Origin of the sequence: Clostridium sp. FP1, assembly GCF_011065975.2 — a bacterium.
In the GTDB taxonomy this organism is placed as follows: Bacteria; Bacillota; Clostridia; order Clostridiales; family Clostridiaceae; genus Clostridium_AD; species Clostridium_AD tagluense.
This window is the reverse complement of the sequence record NZ_JAAMNJ020000001.1, coordinates 3307514-3331108: the sequence shown is the minus strand read 5'-3', so window position 1 is coordinate 3331108 and position 23595 is coordinate 3307514. Positions and strand designations below refer to the sequence as shown.

The 23595-nt window shown below is 31.3% G+C and carries 21 protein-coding genes and 1 pseudogene; all 22 read left to right on the top strand.

The genetic code is table 11. The annotated features are described in order from the left end of the window. Nucleotides 1–168 precede the first annotated feature (168 nt). The 22 genes and pseudogenes from rimP to G9F70_RS16165 all read left to right on the top strand — a co-directional run bounded on the left by rimP (nt 169) and on the right by G9F70_RS16165 (nt 23502). Entirely contained in the window at nt 169–630 is a 462-nt protein-coding gene (gene rimP, locus G9F70_RS16270) for a ribosome maturation factor RimP (RefSeq protein ID WP_164944189.1), read from the top strand. 13 nt (nt 631–643) lie between these two features. Then, nucleotides 644–1750: a transcription termination factor NusA gene (gene nusA / locus G9F70_RS16265; protein ID WP_164944188.1), complete on the top strand. Its 1107-nt coding sequence runs from the start codon at nt 644–646 to the stop codon at nt 1748–1750. Nucleotides 1751–1761: 11 nt separating this feature from the next. Next, nucleotides 1762–2037 carry an RNase P modulator RnpM gene (rnpM, locus tag G9F70_RS16260; RefSeq protein ID WP_164944187.1) on the top strand — a complete coding sequence of 92 codons (276 nt, stop codon included), beginning with the start codon at nt 1762–1764 and terminating at the stop codon, nt 2035–2037. A 1-nt stretch (nt 2038) separates the two neighbouring features. Continuing rightward, nucleotides 2039–2350: a ribosomal L7Ae/L30e/S12e/Gadd45 family protein gene (locus G9F70_RS16255; RefSeq protein WP_164944186.1), complete on the top strand. Its 312-nt coding sequence runs from the start codon at nt 2039–2041 to the stop codon at nt 2348–2350. 23 nt (nt 2351–2373) lie between these two features. Then, a complete protein-coding gene (gene infB / locus G9F70_RS16250; RefSeq protein WP_164944185.1) occupies nt 2374–4446 on the top strand; it encodes a translation initiation factor IF-2 in 2073 nt (690 codons plus the stop codon). A gap of 21 nt (nt 4447–4467) precedes the next feature. Continuing rightward, nucleotides 4468–4824 (top strand): annotated as a pseudogene (gene rbfA, locus G9F70_RS16245) (30S ribosome-binding factor RbfA); the annotation flags it as partial. Between the two features lie 55 nt (nt 4825–4879). Next, nucleotides 4880–5842 (top strand): DHH family phosphoesterase, encoded by a 963-nt coding sequence (locus tag G9F70_RS16240; protein WP_164944183.1) that lies wholly within the window; start codon nt 4880–4882, stop codon nt 5840–5842. Further along, nucleotides 5839–6708, top strand: a complete 870-nt coding sequence (gene truB, locus G9F70_RS16235; protein WP_164944182.1) for a tRNA pseudouridine(55) synthase TruB — start codon at nt 5839–5841, stop codon at nt 6706–6708. Before G9F70_RS16240 ends, truB begins: the two co-directional genes overlap by 4 nt. Nucleotides 6709–6721: 13 nt before the next feature. Beyond that, entirely contained in the window at nt 6722–7639 is a 918-nt protein-coding gene (locus G9F70_RS16230; RefSeq protein WP_164944181.1) for a bifunctional riboflavin kinase/FAD synthetase, read from the top strand. Nucleotides 7640–7777: 138 nt separating this feature from the next. Further along, nucleotides 7778–8041 carry a 30S ribosomal protein S15 gene (gene rpsO, locus G9F70_RS16225; protein ID WP_164944180.1) on the top strand — a complete coding sequence of 88 codons (264 nt, stop codon included), beginning with the start codon at nt 7778–7780 and terminating at the stop codon, nt 8039–8041. Nucleotides 8042–8160: 119 nt separating this feature from the next. Continuing rightward, nucleotides 8161–10272: a polyribonucleotide nucleotidyltransferase gene (locus G9F70_RS16220; RefSeq protein WP_164944179.1), complete on the top strand. Its 2112-nt coding sequence runs from the start codon at nt 8161–8163 to the stop codon at nt 10270–10272. A 91-nt stretch (nt 10273–10363) separates the two neighbouring features. Continuing rightward, a complete protein-coding gene (locus tag G9F70_RS16215; RefSeq protein ID WP_164944178.1) occupies nt 10364–11638 on the top strand; it encodes a M16 family metallopeptidase in 1275 nt (424 codons plus the stop codon). Nucleotides 11639–11774: 136 nt separating this feature from the next. After that, nucleotides 11775–12050 carry a YlmC/YmxH family sporulation protein gene (locus tag G9F70_RS16210; protein WP_124999106.1) on the top strand — a complete coding sequence of 92 codons (276 nt, stop codon included), beginning with the start codon at nt 11775–11777 and terminating at the stop codon, nt 12048–12050. 15 nt (nt 12051–12065) lie between these two features. Further along, entirely contained in the window at nt 12066–13256 is a 1191-nt protein-coding gene (dapG, locus tag G9F70_RS16205; protein ID WP_164944177.1) for an aspartate kinase, read from the top strand. A 57-nt stretch (nt 13257–13313) separates the two neighbouring features. Beyond that, nucleotides 13314–14021, top strand: coding sequence for a ClpP family protease (locus G9F70_RS16200; RefSeq protein ID WP_164944176.1), 708 nt, complete (start codon nt 13314–13316; stop codon nt 14019–14021). 177 nt (nt 14022–14198) lie between these two features. Next, a complete protein-coding gene (locus tag G9F70_RS16195; RefSeq protein WP_224617625.1) occupies nt 14199–16514 on the top strand; it encodes an FtsK/SpoIIIE family DNA translocase in 2316 nt (771 codons plus the stop codon). 186 nt (nt 16515–16700) lie between these two features. Further along, the gene (gene rimO / locus G9F70_RS16190) at nt 16701–18038 is read left to right on the top strand and encodes a 30S ribosomal protein S12 methylthiotransferase RimO (RefSeq protein WP_164944175.1); all 1338 of its coding nucleotides are present in this window, start codon (nt 16701–16703) and stop codon (nt 18036–18038) included. Beyond that, on the top strand, nt 18022–18567 hold the full coding sequence (pgsA, locus tag G9F70_RS16185) for a CDP-diacylglycerol--glycerol-3-phosphate 3-phosphatidyltransferase (protein ID WP_124999114.1): 546 nt from the start codon (nt 18022–18024) through the stop codon (nt 18565–18567). The genes rimO and pgsA overlap by 17 nt, the downstream gene beginning before the upstream one ends. 177 nt (nt 18568–18744) lie before the next feature. Next, on the top strand, nt 18745–19812 hold the full coding sequence (gene recA, locus G9F70_RS16180; RefSeq protein WP_164944174.1) for a recombinase RecA: 1068 nt from the start codon (nt 18745–18747) through the stop codon (nt 19810–19812). A gap of 359 nt (nt 19813–20171) precedes the next feature. Then, on the top strand, nt 20172–21725 hold the full coding sequence (gene rny / locus G9F70_RS16175; protein WP_224617623.1) for a ribonuclease Y: 1554 nt from the start codon (nt 20172–20174) through the stop codon (nt 21723–21725). A gap of 119 nt (nt 21726–21844) precedes the next feature. Further along, nucleotides 21845–22105, top strand: coding sequence for a stage V sporulation protein S (locus G9F70_RS16170; protein ID WP_124999118.1), 261 nt, complete (start codon nt 21845–21847; stop codon nt 22103–22105). A 206-nt stretch (nt 22106–22311) separates the two neighbouring features. Next, entirely contained in the window at nt 22312–23502 is a 1191-nt protein-coding gene (locus tag G9F70_RS16165) for a pyridoxal phosphate-dependent aminotransferase (protein WP_164944173.1), read from the top strand. The last annotated feature ends 93 nt before the right edge of the window (nt 23503–23595 follow it).

Below are 23595 nucleotides of genomic sequence, written 5' to 3'. Positions count from 1 at the left end.
ATTGGTTATGGCTGATAATTTTATTGTAAGAGAGAATTTTATTGTAAGAGAGTAGGCCCGCCTACTCTCTATTTATTGAAACGCAACTCATGGTTGCGTTTTAATTATAATATTATGATTAATTATGTTAATAATTGTAGAAAATATTAATAAAAGGAGGGTGTTAAAATGAAAAATGATACCTTGATACAAAGACTTAGAAAAATAACTGAGCCAATAGCAGAAAAAAATAATGTTGAATTATATCATATAGAGTATGTAAAAGAAGCAGGAGAAAATTTTCTGAGAATTTATATAGATAGTGATAATGGAATATCTTTAGAAGATTGTGAAAAGGTCAGCAGAGCCACAAGTGAGATATTAGATGTAGAAGACCCAATAACTGATAGTTACTGTTTAGAAGTCTCCTCTCCAGGAATTGAGAGAACTTTATATGATGATAATCATCTGAAAAAATACATTGGTGAGAATGTACTAGTTAATTTAAATAGTCTATATGAGGGCAAGAAAAAACTTGAGGGCAATTTATTAGGATTTTCTGATATACAAATAGAAATTCAATATGATGGGAATAATATATCTATTCCTAAAGAAAAGATTTCCATTGTGAATTTGAAACCAGTGCTGTAAGGAGGACGTTAAAATGAATCAGGAATTTATTGAAGCATTGAGAGAAATTGTAGATCAAAAGGGAATCAGCGAAGATTTACTTTTTCAAACTATCGAAGATGCATTAGTTGCAGCATATAAAAAAAATTATGCTACTTTGTCCAGCAATAGCCAAAATGTAAAAGTATCAATGAATAGAGAAACAGGCGAAATACATGTTTATGGTCAAAAGGTAGTTGTAGAAGAAGTAATTGAAGAAGTTAATCAAATATCACTCGAAGAAGCTAAAGAATATAGCCCTAGATATCAAATTGATGATATCGTTGATATTGAAGTAACTCCAAGAAAATTCGGAAGAATAGCTGCACAATCTGCAAAACAAGTTGTTATTCAGAGAATTAAAGAAGCCGAAAGAAATATAATTTACAATGAATTTATTACCAAAGAATTTGATATTATTACAGGAAGTGTTATAAGGAAAGATAGAGGAAATGTATTTATAGATTTGGGTAAAATTGAAGCTGTGCTTGGAGCCAGTGAGCAAATGCCTGGTGAGGAATATAATTTCAATGAAAAACTAAAACTATATATTGTTGAGGTTAAAAATACTACTAAAGGTGCTCAAGTAGGAGTATCAAGAACTCATCCAGGTCTTGTAAAACGTTTATTCGAACTGGAAGTGCCAGAAGTTTTTGGTGGAGTTGTTGAAATAAAAAGTATTTCAAGAGAAGCGGGTTCAAGAACTAAAATCGCAGTATACTCAAATGATGAAAATGTTGATGCAATGGGAGCTTGTGTTGGACCAAAAGGTATTAGAGTTCAAAATATAGTTAATGAATTAAGAAATGAAAAAATTGATATTATTAAGTGGAGCAAAAAATCTGAAGAATATATTTCAAATGCCTTAAGTCCAGCAAAGGTATTGAATGTAGTAGTTGAGGAAGCTTCTAAATCTGCAAAGGTTATAGTGGAAGATAATCAATTATCCCTGGCTATAGGAAAAGAAGGCCAAAATGTTAGATTAGCAGCAAGACTTACAGGTTGGAAAATTGACATCAAAAGTAGAACACAAGCACAATATCAGATGGAAACAATCGAAACTATTGAAAATGAAGTAATCCAGACAATTACTGAAGAGTAGGTGATAGCTTTATGAAAGTTAAAAAAATACCTCAGCGCATGTGTACAGGTTGTATGGAAATGAAATGTAAAAAAGAGTTATTACGTATAGTTCGTAGTAAACAAGGAGAAATTTCTATAGATTTAATTGGGAAAAAGCCAGGCAGAGGTGCATATATTTGTAAAAATATAGAATGCTTTGAAAAATCTTTTAAGACAAAAAGATTAGAGCGAAATTTAGGTGGAAAAATAAGTGAAGAAATTTATGGAACACTGAAGGAACAAATAAATCCTGAAGGTGAGGTATAGCATGAACAATAAATTTTTTCAATTTTTGGGTTTGACTAAGAAAGCAGGCAAACTTATTGAAGGTTACAACCAATGTGAAGAAGCACTATCACATAGGAGAGGAACCCTTATAATTTTGTCCGAGGAAAGCGCCACAAATACTAAAGATAAATTTAAAAGATTTAGTGTTAAAAATAATATACCCCTTATAGAAGGAGTATCCAATGAGGTTCTAGGAAATTGTCTAGGAAGAGCAGAAATTAATGTTTTGTGCGTAAGTGATAAAAGAATGAGCGATAAGTTACTTAGCTTATGGAATGAAAGTAATGAATAAATTAAATTTCGGGGGTGAATGATTTGGCAAAAGTCAGAATATATGAATTAGCAAAAGAGTTAGAGGTGTCAAGTAAAGAATTAATTAATGTACTATTCGAAGAGTTTAGTATAAAAGCCAAGAATCATATGAGTGTAATTGAGGAAGAAGATGCTGAATTAATAAAGGAACTTTATAATGACGAAAATTCAGGACTTAAAGATGAAAAAAATGAAACAGTAGAGCATTATGAAAATATAGCTAATGAAGATGCTAACAAAGTCGTTATTAGAAAAAGAGGTAGAAAAGGTAGAGATGAACTTGGAAATGCTAACAATGGTGTTGAAGCAATAGATGACGAAGTTGTAGTAATTGAAGCTTCTATTACAGTTAAAGACTTAGCTGACACGCTAAAGAGACCTTATGTTGAAGTAATAAAACAACTTATTTTCATAGGCGTTATGGCTGGAATGAATCAAGAAATTGATTTTGCTACAGCAGAAAAAGTAATAGAAAAATATGGCGCACTTGCAGTACTCAAAGACGCAGAAGAAGGCAAAATTGCTGATGATGAAGAAGTTGAAGAAGTTGAAGCTGATTTAGAATTAGCAAAAAAACCAGCTGTTGTAACAGTTATGGGTCACGTTGATCATGGTAAGACATCATTACTTGACTGTATTAGAAAAGCTAAGGTAACTGAAACAGAAGCAGGTGGAATTACACAACATATTGGTGCCTATACTGTTAATATTAATGGAGAAAAAATTACATTTTTAGATACACCTGGTCATGAAGCTTTCACAGCAATGAGAGCCAGAGGTGCTCAAATAACAGATATAGTTATACTTGTTGTAGCTGCAGATGATGGTATTATGCCACAAACTGCAGAAGCTATAAATCATTGTAAGGCTGCTAAGGTACCAATGATAGTAGCTATAAACAAGATAGATAGACCAGGAGCTAATGTTGATAAAGTTAAGCAAGAATTAACAGAGTATGGACTTGTAGCAGAAGATTGGGGTGGAGATGCAATTTGTGTTCCAGTATCAGCTCATACTAAAGAAGGTATAGATACACTACTTGAAATGGTGCTTATTACAGCTGAAATGTTAGAACTCAAAGCAAACCCAAACAGGCGCGCAAAAGGAACTGTAATAGAAGCAAAACTTGATAAAGGTAGAGGCCCACTTGCTACACTATTAATACAGAATGGTACATTAAGCACTGGTGATTCTATAATAGTTGGTTCAACTTACGGAAGAATAAGAGCGATGTTTGATGATAAGGGTAACAAAATAAAAACTGCAGGACCTTCTATACCAGTAGAAATACTTGGATTATCTGAAGTGCCAGAAGCTGGAGATAGATTTAATGTAGTTAAAGATGAGAAAACTGCAAGAAATATGGCTGAAACTAGAAAATCAAAATCAAGAGAAGAACATTTTCAATCTAGTAATAGAGTTTCTATGGAAAATCTATATAGTCAAATACAAGAAGGCGCTGTTAAGGAACTTGGTGTTATTGTAAAAGCTGATGTTCAAGGATCTGTAGAAGCTGTACGCCAATCCCTAGAAAAATTATCTACTGATAATGTTAAAGTAAGAATTATACATTCTGGAGTTGGAGCTATTACAGAAACAGATGTTACACTTGCAGCAGCTTCAAATGCAATAATTATAGGGTTTAATGTAAGACCGGATAATAATGCTGCAATAGTTGGTGAAAAAGAAAAGGTAGAAATTAAAACTTATAGAGTGATTTACGATGCTCTTGATGATATAAAAGCTGCAATGGTTGGAATGCTGGATCCTGTATATAAAGAAGTTGTTCTAGGTAGAGTTGAAATAAGACAAATATATAAAGTTTCAAATGTAGGAACAATAGCTGGGTCTTATGTATTAACTGGTAAGATTACAAGAAATAGTAGTGTACGTGTGCTTAGAAATGGAATAGTAATAACTGAATCAACACTAGCTTCATTGAAGAGATTTAAAGATGATGCAAAAGAGGTTGCTGCTGGATATGAATGTGGATTAAGTGTAGAAAAATTCAATGATCTTAAAGAAGGCGACATTATCGAAGCATTCATAATGGAAGAAGTAAAAGCAAAATTATAAGTATAAGGAGTGGTGGGTTGTATGGTTAATTATAGAAATGGTAGAATAAACGAAGAAATCAAAAAAGAAGTAAGCAATACAATTCAAAACAAAATAAAGGATCCAAGAAAAAGTGCTATGGTAAGTGTAACAAAAGTAGATACAACAAAAGACCTAACATATACAAAGGTTTATGTTAGTATATTTGGTAGCGAAGCTTCTAAAAAAGAAACAATTCAAGCACTTAAAAGTTCAACTGGACTTATGAGAAAAGAAATAGGGGCTCATGTTAAGCTAAGACATGTTCCTCAAGTTATCATAGAGGTAGATGAAACTATAGAACGTGCAATACATTTAGAAAGTATTTTTCATCAAATAAAGGCAAAAGAAAAAATTGACGAAGATATAGATGATGAGGATATGAATGAAGAAGATATAAGTAACGAAGATAGTGATGAAAATTAACGAAATTGTTGATAGGATAAAGCTATTCAAAAAAATTGCTATAACTTTTCATGCTTCACCAGATGGTGATTCGTTAGGTAGTGCGCTAGCTTTACTTATTGGACTTAGAAAACTAAAAAAGGAAGTCTATATAATTTCAAAAGAAATTATACCACAAACTTTTCAGTTTTTACCATGCTCAAATGAAATTAATGGTGAAACAATTGAGCCATTAAAGGATACAGAGTGTGTTATAGTGTTAGATTGTGGTGATTTTAAAAGAATTAATGCAAATTTATGTATGCAAAATAAGAATTTTGAATTAATTAATATGGATCACCATTTATCTAATGATTTATATGGAGATTTAAATTTTGTTGATACAAGCGCTTCTGCAGTTGGAGAAATTGTGTATGAAGTGCTTAAACTTCTTCACATAGAAATAGACAAAGAAATAAGTGCATGCTTGTACACTTCACTACTTACAGATACGGGATCATTTAGGCATTCGAACACCACAGCAGTAACTCATAATATAGCAGGTGAACTTATTAATACAGGTATAGAGTTTAGTAACATCCATAGAATGATTTTTGAAAACAAGAAATTTGAAAAAATAAAATTCTATGGAGAAGTTATTAATAGTATGACTTCAGAACTCAATGCTAAAGTGTGTATTATGTATATATCTAAAAACATGCTTGAAAAATATGAGACCCTTTCCGAAGATACATCAGATGTTATTGCTTTTGGTGCTTCCATAGATACGGTTGAAGTTACTATTCTTATAAAAGATGCTGAAAATGGTGTTAAAGTGAGTTTAAGATCTAAATCACTAGTAGATGTTAGTAAAGTTGCCGAAGCATTTAACGGTGGCGGACATATTAGAGCTTCAGGTTTTTTCACAGAAGGGGATTTTCATGACACTAAAGTGAAATTGCTGGAAATTATAGAAAAAGAGTTGATAAAATGAATGGTATATTAAATGTATTTAAACCTACAGGAATGACCTCTTTTGATGTAGTTCGCATAATAAAAAAAATCAGTCATATAAAAAAAGTAGGCCACGCTGGCACTCTAGACCCTGAGGCTAGCGGGGTTTTACCTGTTTGTATAGGAAAAGCAACAAAAGCTATTGATTATATAATGGGGGACTTTAAAATTTATGAAACTGAACTTAAGTTAGGCGTTATTACAGATACTTATGATAGAGAAGGTAAAATTCTACATGAGTGTGAGGTCAATTGGAGTGAAGATGAAATTACACGGGCGATTAATTCATTTATAGGAGAAATAAAACAAGTTCCGCCTATGTACTCAGCTTTAAAGGTTAATGGAAAAAAACTTTATGAACTGGCAAGGGCTGGGATGGAAATAGAGAGAGAAGCAAGAGCTATAACAATTTATGACATAGAAATTAGTTCTATTAAAATACCTTACGTGAACTTTAGGGTAAAATGCTCTAAGGGTACCTATATTAGAAGTCTATGTTATGATATTGGAGAATTATTAAAATGTGGTGGAATGATGTGGAACTTGCAAAGAACAGCTACAGGGCAATTTCATATTGAAGATGCTATAAATATTAATGATTTAAATGAGGAAAATATAAATGGACATATTATGCCTATAGAAAGTATTTTTAAAAATAATACTAAAATCACCATAGAGGATAGATTTGTTAAGTTCTTATTAAATGGTGTTGTAGTAAAAGATAAAGCTTTAGCTTCTAAGTTTGAAAGCGAAAAAATGTATAGTATCTATAATAATGACAACGACTTTATTGGAATTGCAGATAAAGGAAAAGATGGTGTTAGGCTAATAAAATCATTTATATAGGAGTATATTAAAAATGGTAATTATAAAAGATAATTTTAAAACTAAACTTGAATATCCAACATACATTGCACTGGGAAGTTTTGATGGACTCCATTTAGGACATATGCATCTTGTAAATAAAGCGGTGGAATTATCAAAAGAGAATAATGCTAAAAGTATGATTTGTACTTTTAAAAATCATCCATTGTCTGTTATCAACAAAGAAATTTGTCCACAGCTAATAATGGATAATGATACCAAAATAAAATTATTAGAGGGAACAGGTATTGATATTGTTAATTTAGTTAGATTTGATAAAGAATTTATGAAGATAACTCCAGAGCAATTTATAAAAGACATGGTGAATTTCTATAATACAAAGGGAATAGTTGTTGGTTTTAATTATAGATTTGGATATAAAAATTTAGGCGATGTAGAAATGCTGCAAAAGTACAGTAGTATACTAGGCTATAAGCTATATGTTTGTGAAGCTATTAGTAATAACAATGAGGTTGTAAGTAGTTCAAATATACGCCATCTTATAGCTGAGGGGAATATCATTAAAGCAAATGAACTTTTAGGAAGATCGCATTCTATTACTGGTGAAGTAATTAAAGGGAAACAACTTGGAAGAACTATTGGATTTCCAACTGTAAATTTAAATTACAATAAGCAATATATCATTCCTAAGGGGGGGGTATACTATACTTTAGCCCAGTATGATAATAATATTTATAAAGCTATAACAAATATAGGGTATAATCCTACTGTAGAAGGTGGAAAGCTATCAGTAGAAACCTATATTTTGAATTTTGATAAACAAATCTATGGTGAAAAGGTTAAAATTAACTTTGTAAATAGGATAAGAGATGAAGTTAAATTTGATACCGTTGAGGAATTAAGACAACAGCTTATAAAAGATAAAGAATACGCTATTAAGCAAAAAAAGTAGAAAAATATCATTAAGATATAAAAACTAATTTACAATTTAATTTTAGTTTGTTATAATTGATTTGAACCTTATGCTAAGTTCACCGAATTGCTAACGGTGTACTTGGAATATGGGGATTATATTCGGAGGTGTTGTAAAATGCAAAAAGCTAAAAAACAAGAAATAATGACTAAACATGCGAGACATGAAGGAGACACAGGTTCTCCAGAGGTGCAAATCGCACTACTTACTGAAAGAATTTTAGAGTTAACTGAACACTTAAAAATTCATAAAAAAGACCACCATTCAAGAAGAGGTCTATTAATGATGGTTGGACAAAGAAAAGGTATGTTAGGTTACTTAAAGAACCAGGATATTGAAAGATATCGTGCAATTCTTGCAGAGCTTGGACTAAGAAAGTAATTAAGAGCGGCTTAGCCGCTCTATTATTTTAAGTAATAGTAATAAAATATATAAAATTAGATTTTAAAAACACATATATTAGCTAATAATATTAGTAAAAATTGAAGGGAGGCAAATATATGATTCATGTTATAGAAACTACTGTTGCAGGTAGAACTCTTAAAGTTGAATATGGTAAGGTTGGAATGCTTTCAAACTGTTCAATATTCATGAGCTATGGCGAAACAGTAGTTATGGTTAATGCAAATGCATCAGAAAAACCAAAGGAAGGTATTGATTTCTTCCCACTAAGTGTAGAATATGAAGAAAGACTTTATGCCGTTGGCAAGATTCCTGGTGGGTTCATAAAGAGAGAAGCAAGACCATCAGAAAGAGCAATTTTAACAGCAAGAGGTATTGATAGGCCACTTAGACCATTATTTCCTAAAGGATATAAAAATGATGTGCAAATTGTTTGTACTGTATTATCAGTTGAGCAAGATAATTCACCTGAGATACTTGCTATGAATGCAGCATCAATGGCATTATGCATATCAAGTATACCTTTTACTGATGCTGTTGCAACGGTTTCAGTGGGCCTTGTTGACGATAAGTTCATATTGAGTCCTACTGTAGAAGAGAGAAATGCTAGTTCTATGAATCTTACAGTTTGTGCAACAAAAGACAATGTAACAATGATAGAAGCTAGTGGAAATGAAATACCAGAAGATGTAATGATAAATGCAATTGATTTTGCTTTTGAAGCATGTAAAAAAATTGTAGCTTTCCAAGAAGAAGCTGTGGCTAAGTTTGGAAAAGAAAAAGTCATTCCTCAAATAAGTAAAATAGATGAAACCCTCCAAAGTGAAGTTAGAGATTTCTCATTTGATATGTTTAAGACAGCAATGTACATAATGGATAAAGATGAGAGAAATAAAATGGTAGATGAAATAAAACAAAAAATAAGCCTTGAATTTAATGAAAAATACGCAGATAAAAAATCTGATATAGGTGAAGTTGCATATAGCATCCAAAAAGAAATAGTTAGAAATATGATGCTAAATGAAAATAGGAGACCAGATGGAAGAGCTTTTGATCAAGTTAGGCCAATAAGTTGCGAAGTAGGAATACTTCCTAGAACTCATGGAACAGGTCTCTTTACAAGAGGGCTTACTCAAGTAATGGGTGTTGCAACACTTGGAGCATTAGGTGAAGCTCAGAATTTAGATGGAATAGGAAATGAAGATTCTAAAAGATACATGCATCATTATAATTTTCCAGCTTATAGCGTAGGAGAAGTTAAACCAATGCGTGGACCTGGAAGACGTGAAATTGGTCATGGTGCACTAGCAGAAAAAGCAGTAGAACCACTTTTACCATCTGTAGAAGATTTTCCATATGCTATTCGTGTGGTATCAGAAGTGTTAAGTTCTAATGGTTCAACATCACAAGCAAGTGTAAGCGCGAGTATTTTAGCACTACTCGATGCTGGGGTTCCACTTAAGAGACCTGCTGCGGGTATTGCAATGGGACTTATTACAAATGCTGATTTAACTAAAGAAAAAGTATTGACAGATATTCAAGGTATAGAAGATTTCTTTGGTGACATGGACTTTAAAGTAGCTGGAACTGAGATAGGGATTACAGCTATACAAGTTGATACAAAGCTTCATGGCTTGTCTAATTATTGCATTAAAACTGCAATTAATGATGCCAAAGTTGCTAGACTTCATATATTAGAGAAAATGAATCAATGTATTTCAGGAGAAAGAAGTGAAATATCAATATATGCTCCTAGAATTTACACACTAAACATAGCACCTGATAAGATTAGAGACATAATTGGACCTGGTGGAAAAATGATAAAGAAAATTATAGCAGAAACCGGTGTTAAAATAGACACTTATGATGATGGAAAAGTTGTAATTATGTCTAGTGATAGTGTTTGTGCAAATAGAGCAGTAAAAATCATTGAAGATTTAACTAAATCAGTTAAGGTAGGCGAAATATATTTAGGAAAAGTAACAAAGATTGCTGCTTTTGGAGCATTTGTTGAAATACTTCCTAATAAAGAAGGATTAGTGCATATATCTAAACTTGATTTTGCTAGAGTAAATAAAGTAGAAGATATTGTTTCAGTGGGCGATGAAATATTAGTAAAAGTAATGGAAATAGATAATCAAGGAAGAGTAAATCTTTCAAGAAGAGATGCTATTAAAGATAGTGAAACTGAAAAAAAAGATGCTGAATAATAGAAGGGCTTAGATGCCTTTTTATTTTTTTTAATAAAAAAACACTAATATGCACATATTAAATATAAATTCTCATTAAGGAGAGGCGCATATGTATAATTTATTTAAGTTAAATAACGGGTTAAGAGTTGTAGTTGAGAACATAGAATATGTAAACTCTGTAAGCGTAGGCCTATGGATAGAAAATGGTTCAAGAAATGAAAATGCAAGTAGTAGTGGAATATCACATTTTATTGAGCATATGCTTTTTAAAGGAACAAGTGGTAGGACTGCAAAACAAATTGCCGAAGCTATTGAAGACGTGGGTGGTCAAATAAATGCATTTACAGGAAAAGAAGCCACCTGTTATTACATAAAAGCCTTAGATACACATTTAGAATTATCATTGGATATTCTGTCAGATATGCTTTTTAATAGTAATTTTTCAGAAGAGGAAATTGAAAAAGAAAAAGGTGTAATTTTCGAAGAAATAAATATGAGCGAAGATTCACCAGAGGATGTATTAATAGATCTACACACAAAGGCGATTTGGAATAAGGATTCTATATCCTTACCTATTTTGGGAACCATGGAAACTGTAAAATCTTTTAATAGAAAAATGATGTTAGATTACATTGATTCATATTATATACCGGAAAATTCGGTTATATCAATTTCTGGTAAATTTGACATGAAAAATATAGAAAAGCTTCTAGAAAAATATTTTGGGAAATGGCATACTAAAAATAAAAATATTACTAAATATAGTAGTCCTGGGCTTTTAAATCACCATTATTTTAGAAAAAAGGATATTGAACAACTTCACATAAGTCTAGGAATACCTGGAGTGGAAATTGGAAATGAGGACACATATACTCTAATATTACTAAGTAATATATTAGGAGGAGGAGCCTCCTCAATGTTATTTCAAAAAATTCGTGAAGAATTAGGACTATGTTACTCAATTTATTCTTACATATCAGCCTTTAAAAACACTGGGATTGTAAGCATTTATGCGGGGCTAAATCCATTATACGCAGAAGTTGCTATTGATGCAATAAAAGAAGAGGTTAAAAAATTCGCAAAATCAGGAATTGACAATGAAAGATTACTAAAGGCTAAAGAGCAGTTAAAGGGTAGCTATATTCTAGGGCTTGAAAGCACCAGCAGTAGAATGTTTAGTAATGGTAAGTCTGTTATGTTTTTGAATAAAATTAATACGCCTAAAGACGTACTTAGAAAAATAAATGAGATAGATATGGCACGTGTAAACTCTGTCATGGAAAAGACTTTTAAAAAGGGTATAATAAATTCTGCATATGTAGGTAAAGAAAGAGAAATGCTAAATAAGCTCTTTAAAGGAAATATTATTTCTATGGATAAGTAAATTTATTTATGATAATATAGAAATTATGCATAACTCCACAATATATTCCATAGTATTTTAGGGGCATGAAAATAAATAAAAGGTATTTGTTATTTATTTTCATGTCCCTCAGAGAATTGGTAAGGAGGGAGCTTATATGGAAGATAACATAAAATTATACAGTGAAATGGAAAGATATGAAATTATCAATATTAATGATGGTGATAAGTATAGCAATTTAGGTAGCAATGATGTGGTTATCGATGAGAATGGCCTTCTGAAATTTTTAATTATTAATGAGGGTAGTTCTAAATTTAGTTTTTTCAAAAATAATGATATTATTGAGGTACCTTGGGAATATGTAAAAAAAATAGGCTCAAGAACTATAATAATTGATGTTGATAATGAATTTTTAAAAAAATCTCATATTTAACTTTGGAGGCCATAAATGAAAATATTAGTGCAAAAATTTGGAGGCACATCTGTTTCAACACAGGAAAAGAGAAAGCTTGTAGTACGTAAAGTAATGAACGCAAAGGAAGAAGGCTATTTTCCTGTGGTAGTAGTATCTGCCATGGGACGAAAAGGAGATCCTTACGCTACGGATACTCTGCTATCACTTATAGATGATAATTTTAAAGTAGCAAATCCATTAGCACTAGATTTGCTAATGAGTTGTGGAGAAACTATAAGTACTGTAATAATGTGTAATGAATTAAATAATAAAGGTATTGATGCTGTGCCCTTAACTGGGGGACAAGCAGGTATAATTACAGATTGCAATTATAACAATGCAGCAATACTTAACGTGGATACAAAACGAATACTTAGCATACTCCAAAAAGGAAAAATTCCTGTAGTAGCAGGATTTCAAGGTAAGGATGAAAATAACTATATTACAACTATAGGTAGAGGTGGAAGTGATGTTACTGCTGCAATACTCGGAGCGGCACTTAATGCAGTAGAGACTCAAATATACACTGATGTAGATGGTATTATGACAGCAGATCCACGAATAGTTTCTGAAGCGACTCTAATAAAGAAAATAAGTTATGATGAAATTTTTCAATTTGCAGATCAAGGAGCCAAGGTGATACACCCAAGAGCAGTGGAAATATCTAGAAAATATAATATACCACTCGTAATAAAGAACACTATGAACAATTGTGATGGAACGATAATTAGTAATTTAGGAAATGAAGGCTATGAAAATATAATTACAGGTATTACACATATGAATAATAGAGTTCAAATAAAAATAGGTAAAAATTTAGATTCTAGTTACGAGGATCTCTTTGATATCTTAGCTGAAAACCTTATAAGCATAGATCTTATAAACGTTTTCCCTAAAGAAAAAATATTTACCATTGATGAAAAAGACTTTATTAAATTTCAAAATTTAATAAAAGAGATTAATCTGGTTTGTTCTTTTGTGAAGGATTGTAGTAAAATTTCAATTATAGGTTCAAAAATGAGAGGTATACCAGGTGTTATGGCTAGGATACTTAAAGCGTTAACTAGAGAAAAAATTGAAGTGCTACAAACAGCAGATTCACATATGACTATATGGTGTCTTGTAGAAACAGAATATGTTGAAGGCGCAATTAATGCCTTGCACAGGGAATTTAAATTAGGATAATAAATGTATATAGTTTCTCTTAATGCACAAAATAAAGATGGATTAGGAGGAATGCAAATGCCAAAAGATCAAAACAATAAAGAAGATAAGAAAAGTGAAATTATTGTGGAAAATTCAAATCAGCAGGTTGAAAATATCAAAGAACTGGGAGTAACTAATGTTCCAACTCAAAGCGACAAAATTCAAATTTTGTCTATTATTGGTCAAATAGAAGGACATATGATGTTATCTCCTCAAACCAAAACTACTAAGTATGAACATGTTATTCCAGAGCTAATTGCTATGGAAAGGGATGAAAAAGTAAAAGGTATCCTTATAGTTCTAAATACTGTAGGAGGAGATGTGGAAGCAGGCCTTGCAATAGCTGAGATGATTAGAAGTGTTAGCAAACCAACAGTATCACTAGTAGTTGGCGGTGGCCATTCAATAGGTATCCCCCTCGCAACAGCTGCTACCTATTCATTCATATCACCATCTGCAACTATGATAATTCACCCTATAAGAATGAATGGTTTGATAATAGGGGTTCCCCAAACTTTTGAATATTTTAATAAAATGCAAGAAAGAATAACTGAATTTATTATTAGAACTTCTCGAATCGATAAGGAAACCGTAAATAGGTTAATGCTTCAAACTGATGAACTTTTAAATGATATGGGCACTATACTTATCGGAAAACAAGCAGTTGATAATGGATTAATAGATGAGGTTGGTGGAATTAGTGAAGCCTTATCAAAATTAAATGAAATGATAGATAAAGCTTAAAAATAGATATAAATAGGTTCTATGGGCCTATTTATATCTATTTTATTGATTTTTTTACCATAACCCATAAGAGTAATTGAGTTTTTTATGTTATAGTTTAAAATTCATCTATAAATCTATATAAAGTTAAAGGAGATTTCTAAAATTTGTAGAAATATTAAGAATGGAGGTGATACTTTGACTAGAAAAAAAACTAAATCTAAAGTTAGTAGTAGTGTAGGTTCTGATAGTGAAATTTTTGGAATTATTTTAATAACAATAGGCATATTGATTTTATTTAGTATCTTCTCTACTATGTTTTCAAGTTCTGATTCTATATCAGGTACTATAGGAGATTTTATTAACCACTTACTTTTTGCAATACTAGGGGTAGGTGCATACTTTTCGCCGTTTTTGATAATATTTATTGGTATATGCTCCATCCTTAAGAAAGGTAAGATAAACTTCAGTAAGAAGTTTTATGGAATAATACTTTTTATAATAAATACATTGCTATTTATACAAATGCTGTCTTTCAATAAGTATTATGCTAAAGGTGAGTTTTGGCAGGGAATAAATAAAATATACAATTCAGAGCATGTGCTGCATGGTGGGATTATTAGTTATTCAATTGATGTACCACTGCATACATTATTTGGAGCTGTGGGAACTTTTATAATTTTTATTGGTATTTATGTTATATGTTTAACTTTAATATTAGAAATATCTTGGCATGACATTTGTTTCGATCTAAAGGATAAATTTGTAACTGAAAAGACTAAAAAGACTAAGAAGACTAATAATAATAAGGAGTTATATATAGAAAATAGTGATAAGCAAGAAGAATTGATACTACCAAATGAAGAAAAAAATGATTTTATTAAAGGAAGTAACAATAAAATTAAAATATTTGATTTTATAAGATCGAGTGAAGTTGCGTCAGAAGTGGAAATTGTAAATAAAGAAGAAACTGTTAATGATATTAAACAAGGCGATGCAGGCGTATCTAAAGAAAAGCATATAGATAATTCTATTAAACAAGAAGTAGAACAAGAAATTCAATTAAATAGTGCGCATTCAAAATCAAATTATAAATATGATTTTCCAACTGTGGATTTATTAAATGAAAATACTACTTCCAAAATGAATAAAAATGATAAAAAAGAGTTGCTTAGTAGTGCTACTAAGTTGCAAGAAACATTAAGTAGCTTTGGAGTTGAAGCAAAAGTTATTCAAGTTACAAAAGGACCTTCAGTGACAAGATTTGAGCTTCAACCAAATGCAGGTGTTAAGGTCAGCAAAATTGTAAATTTAGCAGATGATATTGCATTGAATTTGGCTTCTTCTGGTGTAAGAATTGAAGCCCCTATACCTGGTAAGGCAGCTGTAGGCATTGAAGTGCCAAATAAAGAGTTAAGTGCAGTTTACCTAAGAGAGGTAATAGAGTCAAATGAATTTTCAGCTACAAATAAAAATTTATCCTTTAGTCTAGGAAAAGATATAGGGGGTAATTGTGTTGTTTCAGATTTAACGAAAATGCCTCATTTGCTGGTAGCGGGAGCTACGGGATCTGGAAAGAGTGTTTGTATAAATTCATTAATAATAAGTTTACTTTATAAATATTCTCCAGAGGAGGTTAAGCTTTTATTAATTGACCCGAAGGTAGTTGAATTAAATATTTATAATGGAATACCACATCTATTGATACCAGTTGTAACGGATCCCAAAAAATCTGCAGGCGCTTTAAATTGGGCTGTAAATGAAATGACAAGAAGGTACAAACTTTTCGCTGAAAACAATGTACGTAATATTGAAGGATATAATGAACTAGTTAATAAAGGTATTGAAGAAAATAAATTACCTTGGATAGTAATTATAATTGATGAATTAGCAGACCTCATGACTGTTTGTGCGAGTGACGTAGAAGAATACATTGGAAGACTGGCACAAATGGCAAGAGCGGCTGGTATGCATTTAGTAATTGCCACGCAAAGACCATCAGTAGATGTTATTACAGGGGTTATAAAGGCCAATATACCTTCAAGAATATCCTTTGCAGTTTCAAGTCAAATAGATTCAAGAACAATTTTAGATTCTGCTGGTGCAGAAAAATTGCTAGGTAAAGGCGATATGCTTTTTTACCCTGTAGGAGAGGCTAAACCATTTAGAATTCAAGGGGCTTTTGTATCAGAAGAAGAAGTTGAGCGAGTGGTTGATTTTATAAAAAGTCAGAACTCAGAATTAAACTATGAAAAAGAAATAATAGACCAAATAGAAGGTAGTTTAAGTAATAAAGATGAGGCTTGCGATATTGATGAGTTATTAAATGAAGCAATTAAAATAGTAGTTGAAAATGATCAAGCGTCCACTTCCTTATTGCAACGTAAGCTAAAAATAGGGTATAATAGAGCAGCAAGAATTATAGAGCAAATGGAGGAACGTGGAATTATTTCAGGTAGAAATGGAAGTAAGCCTAGAGAAATATTATTAAGCCAGAGTGAATTAAAAGATTAATAATATAAATTTATGTAAGAAAAACTGCAAATACCCTTGTTTAATTTGTAAATCACATTTACAATAATTTATGTGTACAAATGTATGAGGTTAATAGTTAATAACTATTATTCACTTATAAAACCAAACAAGGAAGATAACAGTTAAATGTTATCTAAAAAGGTATATAAACAAGGAGGATGACCCGTGGAAAAATTAAAAGTTGGAGTTATAAATTTAGGTTGTGATAAAAATAGAATTGATAGTGAGATTATAATAGGTAGTTTAAGTGAAAAATATGATATTACAAACGATCCTAAACTTGCAAATATAATTTTAGTAAATACTTGTGGATTTATAGAATCTTCAAAACAAGAATCAATAGACACTATTTTAGAAATGTCAAAATACAAAGACAAATACAAGTGTACGGTTTTAATTGCAACTGGGTGCCTTACTCAGCGTTATGGAGCAGAACTGCTTGAGCTTATGCCAGAACTTGATATAATGTTGGGTGTCAATGATTATAGTAAGTTACTAAATAGTATAGAAGAGGTGCTTTCTAAAAATATTAAAGTACAACATTATAGTTATAGTGATGAAAATATTAATGAAGGTCAAAGGGTACTAACTACAGGAACGTGCACTGCTTATGTTAGAATATCAGAGGGTTGTGATAATGCTTGCGCATATTGTGCAATACCAAATATTAGAGGTAAATATAGAAGCAGAAAGATGGAAAATATAGTACAAGAGGTTAAGGACTTAAGCCAGCATGGTTGCAAAGAAATTATTTTAGTTGCTCAAGATACTACTAGATATGGTATTGATTTATACGGTGAGAAAACCTTGCATAAGCTGATAAGGAAAATTTCTGAAATAAGTGAAATTGAATGGATTAGAGTACTTTACTGTTATGCAGAAGAAATTACGGATGAAATTATAAATGAAATATCAATTAACGATAAAGTATGCAAATATGTAGATATACCAATCCAACATATAAGTGATGATATTCTTAAATCCATGAGAAGAAAAGGAAGAAAGCATATTATAACAGAAAACATAAACAAGATGAGAAAAAACATTGCTGGAGTAAATCTTAGAACTACACTTATTGTTGGATTCCCAGGTGAAACAGAGGAAGATTTTCAGGAGTTAAAACAGTTTATTAAAGAAACTAAATTTGATAAATTGGGAGTATTTAAGTATTCAATGGAAGATGGTACTGCCGCAGCAGAAATGGAAAATCAAATTTCTGAAGATATAAAAGTAAAACGTGAAGAAGAACTGATGTTAATACAACAAAGTATATCCAAAGAACTAAATAGTAAAAAGATAGGAAAAACATACAAGGTTTTAGTAGAAGGGGTTAATGATAAAACATATTTTGGCAGGGGTTATGAAATGGCACCAGAGGTTGATGGAAATATTTTCTTTGAATCTGATGTGGTGTATAATAAGGGAGAATTTGTTAATGTCAAAGTTACTAAAGCTTTAGAATACGATTTAATAGGAGTTGTGTGCTATGAATCTTGCGAATAAACTTACAATGCTCCGAATTTTTCTAGTGCCTATATTTTTAATATTTATGGCAGTTCAAGACATACCTTATGGAAGAGAAGTGGCTACTATTATTTTCATAGTAGCTTCTCTTACAGACAAATTAGATGGATATATAGCTAGAAGCAGAAACCAAATAACTAATTTCGGTAAATTTATGGATCCTCTAGCTGATAAACTGTTGGTAACTGCTGCACTTGTTTCCTTAGTGGAACTTCAGATTGTAGCTAGTTGGGTAGCTATGATTATAATTGCTAGAGAATTTGCAGTTTCAGGTCTTCGAACAATAGCTGCCTCAGAAGGAAAAGTAATTGCAGCTAGCTGGTGGGGGAAAATAAAAACTGTTATTCAAATAGTTGCTATAATTACAGCATTATTAAACTTATCTTATGTACATCCGATTTTAAATGTATTAACTGATATATTTATGGCTGCTGCAGTAATTATTACAATAATATCAGGAGTTGACTATTTTGTTAAAAATAAAGACTCAATTAGAATTGATAAGTGATTAATTTATTATAATTTGTTAATAATACAAATAATGGGGTTAATATTGTAATATTCCAAGAGAAGGAAAAACTAGGAATTTTTATTTTGCATGTTGACCATGCAAAACAAATGGTGTATACTTAACATAGAACAAATGTTCGTAATGAGAAGGATGGTGAACCCTAAGGGGAAATGTATGAATAATGAAAAATTAAAAGCACTAGAAGCAGCTATGGGTCAAATAGAGAAACAATTTGGTAAAGGTTCAATAATGAAACTGGGAGACCATAGTACTTTAAATTTAGATGCTATTTCTACTGGTTGTTTGGGACTGGATATAGGGCTCGGTATAGGTGGTGTTCCTAGAGGAAGAATGATTGAAATTTTTGGACCAGAATCTTCAGGTAAAACTACAGTTGCACTACATATAGTGGCAGAAGCACAGAAAGAAGGCGGTACAGCTGCATTTATTGATGTAGAGCATGCACTAGATCCTATTTATGCTAAATCATTAGGAATTAATATAGATGATTTAATAGTTTCTCAACCAGACACTGGTGAGCAGGCTTTAGAGATTACAGAGGCCTTAGTTCGTTCAGGGGCTATAGATGTTATTGTTGTGGATTCAGTAGCCGCATTGGTGCCTAAAGCCGAAATTGAAGGCGAAATGGGGGACTCTCATATAGGATTGCAAGCAAGACTTATGTCACAAGCACTAAGAAAACTTGCTGGATCTATAAATAAATCAAAATGTGTTATTGTATTTATAAACCAATTAAGAGAAAAAGTTGGAGTAATGTTTGGAAATCCAGAAGTAACTCCTGGTGGTAGAGCATTAAAATTTTATGCTTCTGTTAGAATAGATATCAGAAGAATAGATACAATTAAACAAGGTGATCAATTTATGGGTAATAGAACAAGAATAAAAATAGTCAAAAATAAAGTTGCTCCTCCATTTAAACAGGCTGAATTTGATATTATGTACGGTGAAGGTATATCTCGTGAGGGAGATGTTTTAGATATAGGCGTTAAAGAAGAAATTGTACAAAAAAGTGGAGCATGGTTTGCCTATGGAGATATACGTCTTGGACAAGGAAGAGAAAATGCAAAACAATACTTTAAAGACAATGCTCTGGTAATGTTTGAAATAGAAAATAAAATCAGAGAAAAATATAATCTACCTTTATCAAAAGCTCCAGTAATTGATAAGAAAGAAGTAAAACAAGTAAAAGAAATAAAAGAAGTTAGTAAAAAGGAAGAATAAAAGCAAGTGGCTACTTGCTTTTTTTTCTTCTTTTCATTATTAGAGGCTATATGTTATCTTAATTTAACTAGTATATTCTAAGTATAACTGTGGAATATTATTACTATAATAATGTGAAGTAGATGCTTTTTAAGGTGTATCATATTATTGTTTAGCATAATTATTGTATGATAGTAAAGTAAAATAATTTATTTAAATGTTAAAATCTTGACATTAATTGAAAAGTAATATAAAATAAATACAAATACTGGTTTAGCATATTCAAACTGCTACCAATTGAATAAATATTACACCTTCTCTAGCTTTCATGTTTACTCTTAAATAGACTCGAAAATAAGCAAAGGAGGTGTTGATAATCGATGGATACTAATAGTCGAATGATCTTAATAGTTTGTGCTATTTTGGTTGTTGTTTTAGTGGGTATTTTTGTTGTAATTTATACTAGAAAAAATATATCTCAAGCAAATATTTCTAAGGCTGAAAAAGAAGCTAAAAAAATTCTTGATGAAAGTTCAAAAGAATCTGAAACAAAAAAGAAAGAAGCTATTTTAGAAGCCAAAGAAGAAGTTCACAGACTTAGAACTGATTTAGAAAAAGAATCAAGAGAAAGACGTAATGAAGTTCAGAGGTTAGAAAGAAGAAATATCCAAAGAGAGGAATCTTTAGATAAAAAAAGTGATGTGCTGGAGAGAAAAGAAGAAAATCTTAATAAAAAGCAACAAGAAATTGAGATGTTAGAAGCAAGTATTCAAGATTTATACACAAAACAAAGGGAAGAATTAGAAAGACTATCAGGGTTAACAGCCGATGAAGCAAAACAAGTTTTATTAGATGAAATTAAAAAAGAAATTAAACATGATGCCGCAATTATGATTAAAGAAATTGAGACTAAGGCAAAAGAAGAAGCCGATAAAAAAGCACGAGAAATTATTACTTATGCTATTCAAAGATGCGCTGCTGATCATGTTGCAGAAACAACAGTTCATGTAGTTTCACTTCCTAATGATGAGATGAAGGGAAGAATAATAGGTAGAGAGGGTAGAAATATTCGAACTCTAGAAACACTTACAGGCGTTGATTTAATAATAGATGATACACCTGAAGCAGTAATTCTTTCAGCATTTGATCCTATAAGGCGTGAAGTTGCTAGAATAGCACTTGAGAAGCTAATAGTGGATGGAAGAATTCATCCTGCTAGAATTGAAGAAATGGTAGAAAAAGCTAAAAAAGAGGTTGAGAGTGATATAAGAGAAGAAGGAGAACAAGCTACTTTTGAAACAGGAGTGCATGGTCTTCATTCAGAAATTATTAGACTACTTGGAAGGCTTAAATACAGAACTAGTTATGGTCAAAATGTATTAAAGCATTCTATTGAAGTTTCATATTTAGCTGGACTTATGGCCTCTGAACTGGGAATTGATCCAACTCTTGCTAAAAGGTGTGGACTACTTCATGATATAGGTAAAGCTGTAGACCATGAAGTTGAAGGACCTCATGCACTTATAGGTGCAGAGATAGCAAAGAAACACCACGAATCAGCTATTGTAGTAAATGCTATTGCAGCTCATCATGGTGACGTTGAACTGCAGTCTCTTGAAGCAATACTAGTTCAAGCAGCAGATGCTATATCAGCTGCAAGACCAGGTGCAAGAAGAGAAACTTTGGAAGCCTATATTAAAAGACTAGAAAAATTAGAAGAAATTGCAAATTCCTATGAAGGCGTAGAAAAGTCATATGCTATTCAAGCTGGAAGAGAAGTTCGAATCATGATTAAACCAGAAATAGTTGATGATGCAGGTGCTGTTGAATTGGCAAGAAATCTAGTTAAAAGAATTGAAAATGAACTAGAATATCCAGGCCAAATTAAGGTGAATGTAATCAGAGAAACAAGAGCCATTGATTATGCTAAATAAACCAATATAATATTTACTCCTCTTAAAATTTAGAAAATTTCCAAATTTTAAGAGGATTTTTTTTATGTTTGTAGAATAATACAAATGTAGCAATTAAATTGGCTAATAGGAGGTTTATTATGGAAGTGTTAAAAGTTTCGGCAAAATCTAGCCCAAATTCAGTAGCAGGAGCCTTAGCAGGAGTACTAAGAGAAAAAGGAGCAGCAGAAATTCAAGCAATAGGTGCTGGTGCAATTAATCAAGCAGTTAAGGCTATTGCTATAGCAAGAGGGTTTGTCGCACCTAGTGGTGTTGACCTAGTTTGTATACCTGCTTTTACAGATGTAATAATAGAAGGCGAAGAAAGAACTGCAATTAAATTAATAGTTCAACCTAGATAATAAATATAAAAAGGGCTTGTGGTATAAGCTCTTTATTTTTTTATAGAAATTTGTACTATTTACATTACAAAAGAAAAATGCTATATTAGTAGTATATGAATTATATCCTTCACTTTATTTATAAATGAAGGCAAAAATTCAATTATCTAATTTAAATCAAATTCATGTAAAAATATACAAATAATATATGTGTTGGGGGTAAAAAAATGATTTTTTCTAAAAAAGCTAAACAAATATCACCATCTTTAACATTGGATATAACTGCAAAGGCAAAAAAAATGAGGGCTGATGGAATAGATGTCATAGGTTTTGGTGCTGGTGAACCTGATTTTAATACACCAAAAAACATTCAAGATGCGGCTATAAAAGCAATTCAAGAAGGAAAGACCAAATATACAGCTTCATCAGGTATTATTGAGTTAAAACATGCAATAATTCAAAAGTTAAAGAATGATAATAACTTAACTTATATACCATCGCAAATTATAGTTTCAACTGGAGCAAAACAATGCTTAGCTAATGTTTTTCAAACTATTTTAAATCCAGGAGACGAAGTGTTAATAGGAGTTCCGTATTGGGTAAGTTATCCAGAACTAGTTAAATTAGCAGATGGAGAACCTGTTTATGTACAAACCGAAGAAATACACAAATTCAAATTAACAATTGAAAACCTAAATAGAGCAATAACCTCTAAATCTAAAGCAATAGTATTAAATAGTCCGAATAATCCTACAGGGACAGTATATTCAAGGGAAGAACTTATAGAAATTGCTGATTTTGCAAAAACAAACAATTTATTTATAATATCAGATGAAATTTATGAAAAATTATTATATGGAACTAATCCTCATATTAGTATAGCAACCCTTTCAGAGGATGCTTATAATAGAACTATTGTAATCAATGGTGTTTCTAAGGCTTACGCTATGACAGGATGGAGAATAGGGTATGCTGCTGCTAGTACAGAAATAATAGCATTGATGTCTAACCTTCAAAGCCATACTACCTCGAATCCTAATTCAATTGCCCAATATGCATCAGTTGAAGCAATAAACGGTAAGCAAGATGATATGCACATTATGGTTGAACAATTTAAGCTAAGGCGAGATTATATGGTAGAAAGAATTAATAGTATCAGTAATTTATCTTGCATAGAACCTGAAGGTGCTTTCTATGTTATGGTAAATTTGTGCAAAGTCTTAAATAAATCAATAGATGGAAAAATTATAAAAGATTCATTCCAATTTTCAGAACTTTTACTTCAAAAGGAAAAAGTTGCGGTTATACCCGGTATTGCATTTGGAGCAGATAATTTTATTAGACTATCCTATGCTACTTCAATGGAAAACATAAAAAATGGAATTGATAGAATAGCAAAGTTTGTTGAAAATATTTAAAATTGATTTACATACTTTTTAATGCTATTATAATAGTATGAGTTAATAGTAAACTTTTATATATTAGCTCATGCTATTATTAAAGTATTGGGG

Coding starts and splice junctions, on each gene's coding strand:
- G9F70_RS16165 (WP_164944173.1), top strand. CDS start 22,312: ATGATTTTTTCTAAAAAAGCTAAACAAATATCACCATCTTTAACATTG.
- dapG (WP_164944177.1), top strand. CDS start 12,066: ATGAAAATATTAGTGCAAAAATTTGGAGGCACATCTGTTTCAACACAG.
- G9F70_RS16220 (WP_164944179.1), top strand. CDS start 8,161: ATGATTCATGTTATAGAAACTACTGTTGCAGGTAGAACTCTTAAAGTT.
- G9F70_RS16255 (WP_164944186.1), top strand. CDS start 2,039: ATGAACAATAAATTTTTTCAATTTTTGGGTTTGACTAAGAAAGCAGGC.
- G9F70_RS16200 (WP_164944176.1), top strand. CDS start 13,314: ATGCCAAAAGATCAAAACAATAAAGAAGATAAGAAAAGTGAAATTATT.
- rpsO (WP_164944180.1), top strand. CDS start 7,778: ATGCAAAAAGCTAAAAAACAAGAAATAATGACTAAACATGCGAGACAT.
- rny (WP_224617623.1), top strand. CDS start 20,172: ATGGATACTAATAGTCGAATGATCTTAATAGTTTGTGCTATTTTGGTT.
- G9F70_RS16240 (WP_164944183.1), top strand. CDS start 4,880: ATGAAAATTAACGAAATTGTTGATAGGATAAAGCTATTCAAAAAAATT.
- rnpM (WP_164944187.1), top strand. CDS start 1,762: ATGAAAGTTAAAAAAATACCTCAGCGCATGTGTACAGGTTGTATGGAA.
- G9F70_RS16215 (WP_164944178.1), top strand. CDS start 10,364: ATGTATAATTTATTTAAGTTAAATAACGGGTTAAGAGTTGTAGTTGAG.
- G9F70_RS16170 (WP_124999118.1), top strand. CDS start 21,845: ATGGAAGTGTTAAAAGTTTCGGCAAAATCTAGCCCAAATTCAGTAGCA.
- recA (WP_164944174.1), top strand. CDS start 18,745: ATGAATAATGAAAAATTAAAAGCACTAGAAGCAGCTATGGGTCAAATA.
- truB (WP_164944182.1), top strand. CDS start 5,839: ATGAATGGTATATTAAATGTATTTAAACCTACAGGAATGACCTCTTTT.
- nusA (WP_164944188.1), top strand. CDS start 644: ATGAATCAGGAATTTATTGAAGCATTGAGAGAAATTGTAGATCAAAAG.
- rimP (WP_164944189.1), top strand. CDS start 169: ATGAAAAATGATACCTTGATACAAAGACTTAGAAAAATAACTGAGCCA.
- pgsA (WP_124999114.1), top strand. CDS start 18,022: ATGAATCTTGCGAATAAACTTACAATGCTCCGAATTTTTCTAGTGCCT.
- G9F70_RS16210 (WP_124999106.1), top strand. CDS start 11,775: ATGGAAGATAACATAAAATTATACAGTGAAATGGAAAGATATGAAATT.
- G9F70_RS16230 (WP_164944181.1), top strand. CDS start 6,722: ATGGTAATTATAAAAGATAATTTTAAAACTAAACTTGAATATCCAACA.